Source organism: Psychroserpens ponticola, from assembly GCF_023556315.2.
Classification (GTDB): Bacteria; Bacteroidota; Bacteroidia; order Flavobacteriales; family Flavobacteriaceae; genus Psychroserpens; species Psychroserpens ponticola.
Genome location: NZ_CP116221.1, coordinates 373,305 through 387,642 on the forward strand (window position 1 = coordinate 373,305; position 14,338 = coordinate 387,642).

12 protein-coding genes are annotated in these 14,338 nt (G+C 35.1%); 10 read left to right on the forward strand and 2 right to left on the reverse strand.

The window, feature by feature from the left end; translation table 11 throughout:
• Nucleotides 1-78 precede the first annotated feature (78 nt).
• The 10 genes from MUN68_RS01560 to MUN68_RS01605 all read left to right on the forward strand — a co-directional run bounded on the left by MUN68_RS01560 (nt 79) and on the right by MUN68_RS01605 (nt 11,963).
• Entirely contained in the window at nt 79-1,254 is a 1,176-nt protein-coding gene (locus tag MUN68_RS01560; protein ID WP_249995067.1) for a 3-hydroxyacyl-CoA dehydrogenase NAD-binding domain-containing protein, read from the forward strand.
• A gap of 152 nt (nt 1,255-1,406) precedes the next feature.
• Nucleotides 1,407-1,814 carry a PaaI family thioesterase gene (locus MUN68_RS01565; RefSeq protein ID WP_249995066.1) on the forward strand — a complete coding sequence of 136 codons (408 nt, stop codon included), beginning with the start codon at nt 1,407-1,409 and terminating at the stop codon, nt 1,812-1,814.
• Nucleotides 1,811-3,025 (forward strand): 3-oxoadipyl-CoA thiolase, encoded by a 1,215-nt coding sequence (pcaF, locus tag MUN68_RS01570; RefSeq protein ID WP_249995065.1) that lies wholly within the window; start codon nt 1,811-1,813, stop codon nt 3,023-3,025. The genes MUN68_RS01565 and pcaF overlap by 4 nt, the downstream gene beginning before the upstream one ends.
• A gap of 231 nt (nt 3,026-3,256) precedes the next feature.
• On the forward strand, nt 3,257-3,649 hold the full coding sequence (locus tag MUN68_RS01575; RefSeq protein WP_249995064.1) for a VOC family protein: 393 nt from the start codon (nt 3,257-3,259) through the stop codon (nt 3,647-3,649).
• A 172-nt stretch (nt 3,650-3,821) separates the two neighbouring features.
• Complete coding sequence (paaZ, locus tag MUN68_RS01580; protein WP_249995063.1) at nt 3,822-6,323, forward strand: phenylacetic acid degradation bifunctional protein PaaZ; 2,502 nt, start codon at nt 3,822-3,824, stop codon at nt 6,321-6,323.
• Between the two features lie 91 nt (nt 6,324-6,414).
• A complete protein-coding gene (locus MUN68_RS01585) occupies nt 6,415-7,167 on the forward strand; it encodes an enoyl-CoA hydratase/isomerase family protein (RefSeq protein WP_249995062.1) in 753 nt (250 codons plus the stop codon).
• Between the two features lie 80 nt (nt 7,168-7,247).
• Complete coding sequence (locus MUN68_RS01590; RefSeq protein WP_249995061.1) at nt 7,248-7,844, forward strand: acyltransferase; 597 nt, start codon at nt 7,248-7,250, stop codon at nt 7,842-7,844.
• Nucleotides 7,845-7,965: 121 nt separating this feature from the next.
• Nucleotides 7,966-9,294 (forward strand): dihydrolipoamide acetyltransferase family protein, encoded by a 1,329-nt coding sequence (locus tag MUN68_RS01595; protein WP_249995060.1) that lies wholly within the window; start codon nt 7,966-7,968, stop codon nt 9,292-9,294.
• Nucleotides 9,295-9,441: 147 nt separating this feature from the next.
• Nucleotides 9,442-11,529 (forward strand): alpha-ketoacid dehydrogenase subunit alpha/beta, encoded by a 2,088-nt coding sequence (locus MUN68_RS01600; RefSeq protein WP_249995059.1) that lies wholly within the window; start codon nt 9,442-9,444, stop codon nt 11,527-11,529.
• A 68-nt stretch (nt 11,530-11,597) separates the two neighbouring features.
• Nucleotides 11,598-11,963, forward strand: coding sequence for a hypothetical protein (locus tag MUN68_RS01605; RefSeq protein WP_249995058.1), 366 nt, complete (start codon nt 11,598-11,600; stop codon nt 11,961-11,963).
• Nucleotides 11,964-12,008: 45 nt separating this feature from the next.
• On the opposite strand, the gene MUN68_RS01610 is transcribed toward MUN68_RS01605, so the two are convergent.
• Both MUN68_RS01610 and MUN68_RS01615 read right to left on the reverse strand, forming a co-directional pair.
• Nucleotides 12,009-13,685 (reverse strand): SulP family inorganic anion transporter, encoded by a 1,677-nt coding sequence (locus tag MUN68_RS01610; RefSeq protein ID WP_249995057.1) that lies wholly within the window; start codon nt 13,683-13,685, stop codon nt 12,009-12,011.
• A gap of 120 nt (nt 13,686-13,805) precedes the next feature.
• Nucleotides 13,806-14,336, reverse strand: coding sequence for a DUF4136 domain-containing protein (locus tag MUN68_RS01615; protein WP_249995056.1), 531 nt, complete (start codon nt 14,334-14,336; stop codon nt 13,806-13,808).
• Nucleotides 14,337-14,338: the final 2 nt, after the last annotated feature.

Genomic DNA, 14,338 nt, shown 5'->3' on the forward strand with positions numbered 1-14,338 from the left:
TTTGTATCGAGAACAGATATAAAAAAGAAGAGTTTGTCATTCTGCATTTGATGCAGAATTCACAATAAAAGAAAAAATATGAACATAGGAATAATCGGTTCAGGAACAATGGGAAGCGGTATCGCACAAGTTGCTGCTACTGCTGGTTGTAAAGTGAAATTATACGATACTAACCAAGCCGCTCTAGATAAAGCAAAAGCAAGTCTTGAGAAAATCTTAGCGCGATTAATTGAAAAAGGACGAATAGATACTGCTGAAAAAAAAAGAATTCAATCGAACATTAGTTACGTCGATTCTTTAAAATATTTAGCAGATTCAAACCTAACCATTGAAGCCATTATAGAAAACCTAGATATCAAGCAAAAAGTCTTTTCAGAATTAGAAAGCTATGTTGCTGAGGATTGTATCATCGCATCAAACACGTCAAGTTTATCTATAGCTTCCATTGCAGCATCATTACAAAAACCAGAGCGCTGTGTCGGAATTCATTTTTTCAATCCTGCGCCTTTAATGAAATTAGTTGAGGTAATTCCTGCTATTCAAACCTCAAAAGCAGTTCTTGAAAAATCGATACAAACCATTTCCGATTGGAAAAAAGTAGTTGCTGTGGCTAAAGATACTCCAGGTTTTATCGTAAATAGAGTCGCTAGACCATTTTACGGAGAATCACTTCGTATTTATGAAGAAGGACTTGCTGATTTTACAACTATAGATTACAGTTTAAAAACATTAGGTGGTTTTAGAATGGGACCTTTTGAGTTAATGGATTTTATAGGAAACGATGTCAATTACACAGTAACAGAAACGGTTTTTACAGCATTCTATTTCGATCCTAGATACAAACCAGCATTCACGCAAAAACGTTTTGCTGAAGCAGGTTATTTAGGACGTAAATCTGGAAAAGGCTATTATGATTATGATGAAAACGGAAAGATAATCGAAAATTCAGATGTCACACTGAGCGCAGTCGATGAGTCTTTAAAGGAACAAATTTTCGAACGTGTTCTAGTCATGCTAATCAACGAAGCGGCAGATGCCTTATTTTTAAATATCGCTTCAGCAAAAGATATTGATAATGCAATGACCAAAGGCGTTAATTATCCAAAAGGGTTATTGGCTTGGGCAGACGAATATGGAATCGATTGGTGTGTGTCTAAATTAGATGAATTGTACAACGAATATCACGAAGATAGATACCGTTGTAGTCCATTATTGCGTAAAATGAATAGAGAACATAAAACGTTTTTTAGTTAAAACGTCAGTTCGAGTGAAATTGCTTTTTAGCAATTTTGAATAGAGAACAAATTATAAAAAGGTCACCTTGAGCATTACTGAAATGAAAATATATTTTCATTGAAAGTACATAACGAAGTTAGCGAAAGGCCTTAAATTAATAAGATTATAAATTGAAAGGAGAACAAATTCCATATAAAATGCTTTCCCAAGATGCTTATAGCAGTTGGCTAGGAATAGAAATTCTAGAATGTGAAATCGGACGATGCAAAGTCGGAATGACCATTAGAAAGGAAATGCTAAATAGCATGAACAAAGCGCATGGTGGAATTAGTTATTCGTTAGCTGATACTGCGTTCGGTTTTGCTGCCAATACTCATGGTAAATATGCAGTGTCCATCGAAACAAGTATTAATCACATTGAAGCTTTAGATGAAGGTGATTATTTAACAGCAGAATCAGTCATAGAAAATGTGAAAAACAAATTAGGCTTCAATATTATTGAAGTCAAACGAAGAGAAGAATTAGTAGCCTTATTTAAAGGCGTTGTATATAGAACACAAAAAGATTGGGAACAATGAAAGAAGCATACATTATAGACGGAATTAGAACACCAATTGGAAACTACAAAGGTACATTGTCAGCTGTTCGAACAGATGATTTAGGTGCAATTGTAATTGAAGAAATCGTAAAACGAAATCCAAGTATCCCAAAAGAAGCTTATGATGATGTTATTATGGGTTGTGCAAACCAAGCAGGAGAAGACAATCGTAACGTCGCAAGAATGTCCTCTTTATTAGCAGGTTTACCATTTACGGTTCCTGGAGAAACGGTTAATAGGTTATGTAGTTCTGGATTATCAGCTATAATTCACGCAAATCGAGCTATCAAAGCTGGAGATGGAGATCTATTTATTTCAGGAGGTGTTGAAAATATGACACGTGGACCATACGTCATTGCAAAACCTTCAACTGGATTTGGTGGTGATTCAAAAATGTATGATTCTACGTTCGGATGGCGTTTTATAAACCCTAAAATGCAAGAATTATATGGAACGGATGGTATGGGGAATACTGCCGAAAACTTAGTAGCAAAGTATGCCATTTCAAGATTAGATCAAGATAAATTTGCATATTGGAGTCAAATGAAAGCCACTAAAGCTCAAGAAAGTGGCAGATTGGCTAAGGAAATTGTAACTGTGGAAATTCCTCAACGCAAAAAAGATCCAATTCGATTTTCAAAAGATGAATTTGTAAAACCAACAACATCCTTAGAAGTCTTAGGGAAGTTAAGACCAGCCTTTAAAAAAGAAGGTGGAAGTGTAACCGCTGGAAATTCTTCAGGATTAAACGATGGAGCAGCGGCAACTATTATTGCTTCTCAAGATGCTGTTGAAAAATATAATCTAAAACCCTTAGCTAGAATTGTAAGTTCTGCAGTGGTTGGAGTAGAACCAAGAATTATGGGTATTGGTCCAGTTCAAGCGTCTAATAAAGCTTTAGGAAAAGCTGGATTGACGATGAATGATATGGATGTGATCGAGTTAAACGAAGCTTTTGCAGCACAAGCATTAGCTTGTACTAGAGCTTGGGGATTAGCAGATGACGATCCTAGATTAAATCCAAATGGAGGTGCAATCGCTATTGGTCACCCACTAGGAGTAACAGGTGCGAGAGTAGCTTATTCAGCAGCTTTAGAATTACAAGTGCAAAATAAGCGTTATGCGTTAATTACGATGTGTATTGGTGTTGGTCAAGGGTATGCCGCAATTATTGAGAATGTGAATTTGTAAAATAATTTGGGCGTTACCACAAGGGTCGCGCTTTCCACTATATCTTTTTTACTTGTTCTCGATACAAAATTGCAAAAAAGCAATTTCACTCGAACTGACGTAAAAAAGGATGCCGTTACAATCGCTAACGCTTGCGTAGTCGGTTAAAATGTAATCCTGCAAGGTTTCAAAACCTTGTAGTTATTAAAATAGAAGCTTAAATAATAAGATAGCTGCTTACTAGCAATGAATATGAAAATAGATAGAACAGGTTTAATTTTATACGTAAAAGCATACAAGGAATGCGTTGTTTTTTATGCTGAAAATCTAAACCTTACGATATTATTTCAGAATGAAGATTTAACTTGTTTTGATTTCTTTGGAACTTATCTAATGGTTGAAAAAGAAGATCGAAAAGATTATTTAGAAGATAATTCCGAATTGAAAAATTATAGTTGTTTAAGAATTAATATTGACAATGTAAAAACAATTTCAGAACAACTAAAACAACAAAATATTAAAGTCGATTACCAAGAGCATTCTTGGGGAAAAGTAGCAAAATTTAAAGATCCTGATGGGAATTTAATTGCGTTTAAAGACGAAGAAAGTTTTGCTAAACAAATTGAAGATTATAATATTTTGTAGGTCAAATAAATAGTACAAAACGTCACTTCGAGTGATTCCGATTTTTTATCGGAATTGTATCGAGAATAAGATAAAATAGAAACGTCATACTGAACTTGTTTCAGGATCTCATGAAAATTAATCCGTTTTGTCATTCCGCACTTGATGCGGAATCCACTATAAAGTAAAAAGTATGAATAAAATTCAACATTACGTTCAAGGTCATTGGACAACAGGAAAAGAAGAAGGAGCACCAATTCTAGATGCAGTTACTGGTGAGGCATTCACTAGTGTAGCCATTGAAGGATTAGATATTCCTGAAATTTTAAACTACGGAAGAACAAAAGGAGGTGAGCAACTTCGTAAAATGACGTTTCAAGAACGTGGAAATATGCTCAAGAAATTAGCATTATATCTTACCAAAAGAAAAGATGCATTCTATGAATTGAGCTATAGAACAGGAGCAACAAAAGTAGATAGTTGGATTGATATTGAAGGTGGTTTCGGAAATTTATTCGCCAATGCATCGTTAAGAAAACTGTTTCCAAATCAGCCTTATCATGTAGAAGGCGATGCTATCGACTTATCTCGTGGTGGACGCTTTATGGCGCATCATATTATGGTGCCTAAAAAAGGGGTTGCAGTTCATATTAATGCCTTTAATTTCCCTGTTTGGGGAATGTTGGAAAAATGTGCTGTTAATTGGATGGCTGGAGTTCCTGCTGTAGTTTTACCAGCACCTTCATCAGCGTATCTAGCAGAAGCAGTTGCTAGAGAAATAATCGCTTCAGGTATTTTACCTGAAGGCGCTTTGCAAATCATAAATGGCACTGTTAAAACCATTTTAGATACTGTAGAATCTCAAGATGTGGTAACTTTTACTGGTTCTGCGCAAACAGGACGACTACTAAAAGCACATCCAAGATTAATTCAAGAATCTGTACCTTTTACTATGGAAGCAGATTCTTTAAATGCTTCAATTTTAGGCGAAGATGCAGTTCCTGGAACACCAGAGTTTGATTTATTCATTAAAGAAGTTCGAAAAGAAATGACGGTTAAAGCAGGACAAAAATGTACTGCTATTAGACGAATTATTGTTCCAGAGAGCTTAGTAGAAGATGTACAAGTTGCATTGGCTAGACAATTAGATAAAGTGACCATTGGTGATCCAAGACTAAAAGAAGTCAGAATGGGATCACTAGTTAGTCATCAACAAGTACAAGCGGTTAGAGATTCCGTAAGTGATTTATCAAAAGAAGCTCAAATCGTTTATGGAAGTTTAGATGAAATAAATACTATTGGCGCAGATGCTAAAAAAGGTGCTTTCATTAGTCCAATTTTATTACGTGCAGACCATCCATTCCAAAACACAGTCATTCATGAACGTGAAGCTTTCGGACCAGTAAGCACCATAATGCCTTATAAAAGCTTAGAAGAAGCGATTACTTTAGCTCAAATGGGTAAAGGGTCTTTAGTATCTTCAATTGCTACCAATGACGATAAAATTGCTAAAGATTATGTTGTCAATGCAGCAAGTCATCATGGAAGAATCATGGTCATTAATAGAGATATGGCAAAAGAAAGTACAGGTCATGGTTCACCATTACCATACTTAGTGCATGGAGGTCCAGGACGAGCAGGTGGAGGAGAAGAAATGGGAGGAATGCGTGGCATAAAACATTATTTACAACGTACAGCTATTCAAGGTTCACCAACAACAATCACAGAAATTACTGGGATTTATCAGCAAAATGCGAAATATAAAGAAGCACCACAGCATCCATTTAAATACCATTGGGAAGACATCCAACCTGGAATGTCTATGAAGACTCATAACCGAACATTTACAGACACAGATATCATTAATTTTTCCAATATCACTTGGGATCATTTTTATGCACACACAGATATTACTTCTTTAGACGGAAGTATTTTTGAGAAGAGAACAGCACATGGTTATTTCATTATTTCAGCAGCAGCCGGATTGTTCGTCTATCCAAATAAAGGACCAGTATCTGCAAATTATGGACTAGAAGAATGTAGATTCTTACGTCCATTATATCACAACGATACTATTTATGTGCGTTTAACCTGTAAGCAAAAAGTAGATCGTGATGTCGCTTCTGCAGAACATCCTAGTGGAATTGTAAAATGGTATGCAGAAATTTTTGATGCTAACAACGATGAGAAAGTAGCTTTTGCAACGGTCTTAACAATGGTTCAGAAAAAGCAAGAGGTTTTTGTTGAAATGACAGACGAGAAGATTGATGAATGTCTTTCCGCATTAATAGAAGATGCAAAGCCAAAATGGGGAATTATGACGCCTCAACACATGATTGAGCATTTAGAATACACTTATAAAATTACTTCAGGAGATATTCAAGATTTCGAAATAGCAACACCAGATAAGATTTTGGATAAAGTGCATAATAGTTTATGGAACTATGACAAGTTTCCACTTAAATCACAGTTTCCGCATCTTGAAAAAAATACTTTAGATGAATTGAAACATGCGGATTTAAAAACAGCAATAGAAAAGTTTAAAGAGCAAAGAGAAAAGTATTTGAAGTATTTTAAAGAAAATCCTGAAGCTAAACTAAAGAATTTAGTTTTCGGTGAATTAAATAAATATGAATCGTATTTGTTAGAACGAAAACATTTAAACCACCACTTCGAGCAATTCGAATTACTATAATTTGTCATTCCTGAGAAGGCAGGAATTCACAACAGAAGAATAAGTTTAAAATTAGACTCCTGCTTTCGCAGGAATAACAAAAAATATAAATATGAGTGACCCTTATGTAAAGTTGGATATTCTTAACGAAGTAGGATACATAGAATTTTTCCATCCTGCGCACAATTCTTTACCAGGAGATGTATTAGCTAAACTGGCACAAACCATAACCGAAGCTGGAGACAACGATGCTATTAAAGTCATCGTTCTTAAAAGTGGAGGAGACAGAACATTTTGTGCTGGAGCAAGCTTTAAAGAATTAATAAACATCAATGATGCTGCAACAGGGAAAGTATTCTTTTCTGGATTTGCTAATGTCATCAACGCGATGCGCAAATGTCCAAAATTCATTATTGGTCGCATTCAAGGAAAAACCGTTGGAGGAGGTGTTGGATTAGCAGCTTCAACCGACTATTGTATGGCAACAAAATTTGCAGCCATCAAATTAAGTGAATTGAATATTGGTATCGGACCATTTGTTGTTGGACCAGCAATTGAGCGTAAAATGGGACTAAGCGCAATGTCGCAAATAGCAATTGATGCCAATTCCTTTTATCCTGCTGAATGGGCAAAACAAAAAGGCTTATTTACACAAGTTTATGAGAGTACAGAAGACCTTGACAACGCTGTGAAAACGACTGCAGAACATCTTTGTACTTACAATACTGAAGCCATGCTGGAAATGAAAAAAGTATTCTGGAAAGGAACAGATGATTGGGATGAGTTATTAGCAATACGTGCCCAAACAAGCGGACGACTAGTGCTGTCTGACTTTACAAAAGAGAAATTAAAAGGATTTAAATAGAAATGTTATTCAGAGCAAAGCGAATAATCTCATGATGAGATTACCACATTCTTTGTTCTCGCAATGACAAATCAATAATTATGATTTATATATTCAAAGGCTATACACCAGTAGTACACGAGTCAAGTTTCGTGCATCCTTTGGCTGCAGTAACAGGAAATGTCATCATTGGTAAAAATTGTTACATTGGTCCAGGTGCTGCAATTCGTGGAGATTGGGGACAAATCATTTTAGAAGATGGTGTAAATGTCCAAGAAAATTGCACAGTGCATATGTTTCCTGGCAAATCGATTACACTAAAAGAAAGTGCGCATGTTGGTCATGGAGCCATAATTCATGGCGCTAATTTGGGTAGAAATTGCTTAATTGGGATGAATACAGTCATCATGGATGATGCCGAAATTGGAGATGAATCTATAGTTGGTGCAATGGCATTTGTAAAAGCAGAAACCAAAATTCCGAAGAGAAGTTTAGTTGTAGGAAATCCTGCAAAAGTGATTAAACAAGTTAGTGATGAAATGATTGCTTGGAAAACAAAAGGCACAAAATTATATCAACAATTACCAACTGATTGTCATGAGAGTTTAAGAGAAGTTGAACCTTTAAGGGAAGTTCCTTCAATTATGAAAATGCAAGAAGGAGCCTATGATACCCTTCGTGATTTTATGAAAAAATAAATTAACGTTACTTCGAGTGATTCCGATATTTTATCGGAATTGTATCGAGAAGCATTCAAAAGTTCTCGATATAAAATTGTAAAAATAAGTTTTACGCTAACTGACGAAATTGAAAATAAAAATGTCAAAATTCGAATTCAAAATGCCCAAATTGGGAGAAAGCATTACCGAAGCAGCCATTATTACCTGGTTCAAAAATATTGGTGATACCATAGAAGAAGATGAAATGTTTCTAGAAGTTGCTACAGATAAAGTAGATTCTGAAGTGCCTTCAACAGTTTCAGGAGTTATTGAAGCTATTTTATATAATGCCAATGATGTTATCAAAATAGGTGAAACTATCGCTATAATTAAGGTAAATAAAACATTATCTTCAAAATCTAAAACTAATACAAAGCAAGATATCACGTCGAGCACAGTTAAGGCGTCTCAAAAGAAAGATGAAAAAGCTAAAAAAACGCGTACTGTCACATCGAGCGCAGTCGAGATGTCTCATTCAAATTCGTTTTCAGTATCTAACAGTAATACTTTTTTTTCACCATTAGTAGTCAAAATCGCCAAAGAACATCATATTAGTTTTGAAGAATTAGCAAGAATTCCTGCAACTGGTCACGACAATCGCTTACGTAAAAGTGATGTCTTTCAATACATAGAAGATGGAAGACCATTTAAATTTGCGCAACCTGTTGCACAACAAGATCCAACAGCTTATCGTATTCCGCAATTGAATTTTGATAAAGGCAAAGGCAAAGTGATTGAAATGGATAGAATGCGACAAATGATTGCAGATCATATGGTGTATTCAAAGCATACTTCACCTCATGTTACAGCTTATGTTGAGGCAGATTTAACCAATATGGTAAATTGGCGAAATGCGAATAAAGTGGCATTTCAAGAAAAACATGGCGAGCGTTTAACATTTACACCATTGTTCGTTGAAGCTGTTGCAAAAGCAATAAAAGATTTTCCAAATATTAATGCTTCAGTTGATGGTAAAAACATCATCGTTAAAGAGAATATCAATATTGGTATGGCAACGGCTTTGCCTAGTGGGAATTTGATTGTTCCAGTAGTTCGAAATGCTGATACGAAAGATTTAAAAACATTAGCAGTCAATGTAAATGAACTTGCAAATAAAGCTCGAGAGAATAATTTAAAAGCTGACGACATTCAAGGAAGCACTTTCACAATTTCAAATGTAGGAACCTTTGGAAGTGTTATGGGCACACCAATTATTAATCAGCCAGAAGTCGCTATTCTTGCTTTAGGAATTATAAAAAAACGCCCTGAAGTAATTACCACAGAAAAAGGTGATGAAATCGCAATAAGAAGTATGATGTATTTATCCTTATCATTTGACCATAGAGTTGTTGATGGATTTTTAGGCGGAAGCTTTGTGCGTTGTGTTGCAGATTACTTTGAGCAATTTGATAGCAATAGAGAAATTTAAAAGAGTTACGTCACTTCGAGTGATTTGTGAAGTATGAACAAATTGTATCGAGAAGCATTCAGTAGTTCTCGATACAAAATTTCAAAAAACAATTTCACTCGAACTGCCGACAATAATAAAACACTCCTGTTTTAACAGGCATTAAAGATGGACAAAGAGATACTAAAGAAAGGATTTTCAAATTTGTGTACAGCCAAAGCAATGGCAGAATTATACGAAGCTAATTTTAAGCAAGTTTCAAAATATGTACACGCAACCTCAAGAGGTCATGAAGCCATTCAAGTGGCTTTAGGAATGCAATTATTACCACAAGATTATGCGTTTCCATATTATAGAGATGATGCCATGTTGTTGTCATTCGGATTAGAACCATATGATTTAATGTTGCAATTATTAGCCAAAAAATCTGATCCGTTTTCTGGTGGAAGAACCTATTATTCACATCCAAGTTTGAAGGATGATGATAAACCTAAAATTCCGCATCAATCCTCTGCAACTGGTATGCAAGCCATTCCTGCAACAGGTGTTGCTATGGGAATGCAATATAAAGAATTGCAAGGTTTAGATGATTTTAGTTTAGAATCAGACCCTGTGAGTTCGAGCGCAGTCGAGAACGCTCTCAAACCAATAACAGTGTGTTCTCTTGGAGACGCTTCGGTTACCGAAGGTGAAATAGCCGAAGCCTTTCAAATGGCTGCCTTAAAGCAAATGCCAATACTTTATTTGGTTCAAGATAACGGTTGGGATATTTCGGCTAATGCAGCCGAAACTAGAGCTCAAAATGCTCATGAATATGCGCAAGGATTCCATGGATTAGAAGCTATTACAATTGATGGTGCAAATTTTATAGAAAGCTATGAAGCTGTACAGAAGGTAATCAAAACCATTCGTGAAGAACGACGACCATTTTTAATACATGCAAAAGTCCCGTTATTGAATCATCATACCTCAGGAGTAAGAATGGAATGGTATCGTGATGATTTGGAAGAAGCTAAATCTCGTGATCCTTATCCTGTTTTAAAACAACAATTATTAGATAATGGGTTTTCTTTAAAGGAAGTTGATGCTATCGAAAATTCCGCGAAAGCGAAAGTTGAAGGTGATTTTAAGGAAGCTTTAAAAGCGGATGATCCAACACCTGAAGATCTATTTACTAACGATTTTGCGCCTACGCCTATTACTGAAGAAAAAGGAACACGTGCTCCTGAAGGTGCAGAGAAAGTGGTCATGGTCGATTGTGCCTTATTTGCCGTTGAAGAATTGATGAAAAAGCACCAAGAATGTTTGCTTTACGGTCAAGATGTTGGTGGACGACTTGGAGGTGTGTTTAGAGAAGCTGCAACCTTAGCTCAGAAATTTGGTGATGATCGCGTGTTTAATACACCAATTCAGGAAGCATTTATTGTTGGTTCTACGGTTGGCATGAGTGCTGTTGGATTAAAACCCATTGTTGAGGTTCAGTTTGCTGATTATATTTGGCCTGGATTAAATCAGTTGTTTACTGAAGTAAGTCGAAGCTGTTACCTTTCAAACGGAAAATGGCCTGTAAGCATGATTCTTCGTGTGCCAATTGGCGCTTATGGAAGTGGAGGACCATATCATTCGTCTTCTGTTGAAAGTGTAATTACTAACATTCGCGGCATTAAAATCGCGTATCCAAGTAATGGCGCAGATTTAAAAGGTTTGATGAAAGCGGCTTTTTATGACCCGAATCCAGTTGTAATTTTAGAACACAAAGGCTTGTATTGGTCAAAAGTGCCTGGAACTTTAACTGCAACATCTGTAGAACCTTCTGAAGATTATGTGTTGCCTTTTGGAAAAGCTTGGATATTACAAGAAATTTGGAAACAAGACGATGTTGAAACCTTAACTATTGTTACTTATGGAATGGGAGTGCATTGGGCTTATAATGCATCTGGAGAATTAGGAATGCGAGATCAAATTGAAATAATTGATTTACGAACCTTATTTCCGTTAGACGAAGACACGATTATGAAATCGGTTAAAAAGACAGGGAAGTGTTTAGTAGTTACAGAAGAACCTTCCAATAATAGTTTTGCCAGAGCATTGTCTGGTAAAATTCAAGAAGAATGCTTTAAATATTTAGATGCTCCAGTGATGACTATTGGTAGTGAGAATATGCCAGCAATTCCATTAAATTCTACGTTAGAGGAAACCATGATTCCTTCAACTAAAAAAGTGAAAACTAAAATAGAAGTATTGTTAAGTTACTAGCTTTTTATTTTTTAATGTTAAGTAGCTCAAATTTTGTATATTGAACCTTTAATTTATTAAATGTTATTATGAAAAAACAATTATTTTTATTGGCTTTAGGATGTTGTGCTTTTATAGGTGCTCAATCTTTACACGCCCAAACCCCGTCAATGTCTTCTACTAATGCAATCATTCAGCAAGATATGAGTGCAGAAACTCAAGCGAAAAAAGTAGTTGCACTTTTTACAAGAACTGATGCGCTTTCTAAATCTCAAGAGGGGAAAATTTATAAACTTTATGAGAGTTTTGATAAGAAAATTACAAATGTAAATGGCATTTCAGATGCTAAAGAAAAAACTGCTAAACAGGCAAAAATAAAACATTATATTGAGTATAAGATGAAAGAAATCTTAACGGAAGAACAGTATGCCAAGTTTTTAGAATTTAATAAATGATCTTTAAATCTATATAAAAAAAGCGACCAACTATGGTCGCTTTTTTTATATATCATATTCAGATAATGGTTTGGTGAATTTTTCTGGATCAGCTGCCAAATGATATCTTGGGTCGTCAATATCTTCAACAATAACTTCCTGAAATTTTGGATTTCCTTTATAAAGTAAAATTTTACAATCTTCACTTAAATGTCTTAATTTTATTGATTTACCTTCAGCTTCGTATTTGTTAACTAAGTTAAAAATAGCCTCTAAAGCAGAATGGTCACTTACTCTAGATTCTATAAAGTCTATTTCAACATTCTTCGGGTCGTTTTTTACATCAAATTTTGAATTAAAATTTTGGATAGATCCGAAGAAAAGAGGACCCCAAATTTCATATGTTTTTGTACCATCAGGTTGTAATCGCTTACGCGCTCTAATCATCGTTGCATTTTTCCATGCAAATACTAGAGCCGAAATTATAACTCCAGCAATTACAGCAACAGCTAAATCTTTCCATACTGTGATTGCAGAAACTGCTATTAAAACAATGGCATCAGATAATGGAATTTTTCTAATAATTCTAAAACTACTCCAAGCAAAGGTTCCAATAACAACCATAAACATAACGCCTACCAGTGCAGCAATAGGAATTTGCTCAATTAATGGAGCTCCAAAGAGTACAAAACATAATAATGCGACTGCTGCTACAGCACCAGATAGTCTGCCACGTCCACCAGAATCTACATTAATAATAGATTGACCAATCATGGCACAGCCACCCATACCTCCAAATAATCCGTTAAGCATATTTGCACCACCTTGTGCAATACATTCTCTATTTCCATTTCCTCTAGTTTCAGTCATTTCATCAATGAGGTTAAGTGTCATTAAAGATTCAATTAAACCAACTGCAGCTAAAATAAATGCTGTAGAAAGTATTAAATCCCAATGTCCAGCTAATGTGCTAAATAATCCAAATATTTGATCTTGAAATGTTGGTAATCCTCCTTCTAAACCTTTGCCACCTCCTTCTTGAATAAAAGATCCTACAGTACTCATTTCGATACCACCAAAAATGGTAATACATGCAACAACTATTATAGCAATTAAAGCAGCTGGAATCTTTTTGGTAAGTTTAGGTAAACCATACATGATTCCCATTGTCAGCCCAATAAAACCCATCATTTTCCAGAAGGTAGCATTTGTAAATAATGCTGAAAACCATTCAGATGTATTTGATAAAATGGATAAGTCTTTTGGAACCGCATTTGGGAATAAACCTAATTGTGAAAGGAAGATTACTATAGCAAGACCATTTACAAAACCCATCATTACAGGATGTGGTATAAGTCTAACGAACTTTCCTAATTTAAAAACACCTGCTAATATTTGAATTCCACCTACAAATAGTAAGGTGATAAACAGCCATTGAAGACCAAGGTTGTCTATTGGTGTATCAAGGTTAATACCAACTTCATTTCCTTTTTGAATTAAATGAACCATAACTACTGCCATTGCTCCAGTAGCACCTGAAATCATTCCTGGTCGACCACCAAATAGCGCAGTTACTATTCCCATCATAAATGCACCATAGAGTCCAACTAATGGGTCTATACCTGCAACAAATGCAAAGGCGACCGCTTCTGGTACAAGTGCTAAAGCGACAGTAAGACCTGAGAGAATATCGTTTTTTGGGTTTTGAGTGAAGTTTTTTCTAGTGGTTTGACCTAATATCATAATACATGCTCTTAAAAGTCGGCAAATATAGGCTTTTATAAATGAAGCTTAAAACTCATGTCATAAAACAAACAAGCATCTATATTATATAGATGCTTGTGAAATTGTAATATATATTATTTATTGTTTCTCTCCTGGAGGATACTTTTCCATTATTTTCATTACAAACTCTTTGATTTGTTCTTCTTTTTTATCCATTTTTTTAGAAATATAACCTGTTCCCATTCCTTGCCAAATTAATTCTTTCTTTTCCATATCAATAAGGTCAATATATAATGTGCCTTCTGGATTTGAGGAAACTATAGTTTGATTATTGTAACCCCAACGAGGACCAAAATTTGCCCAACCCCAAGTGTTATTATAGACATTTATACGTTGTTGAGATTTGGTAAAGATGCTAACCAACATATCTGGGTTTTCAGATTTTGTAAAACCTTTGGCTAATAATTCTGATTCGATGGCACGTAAAATTCTACGTTTATCTAAATCACTTATTTCAGCTTTATCTATTCCTGTTTTAAAGAAAGCAAAAGTTTTATAAGAATTAAAATCGGCTTCTTTATCATAATCTGCGGCAACTTTTACTGAAGCGCATGACACAATTAAGAGTCCAAAGAGAACGAGTAATGATTTTGTAAGAAAGTTTTTCATAG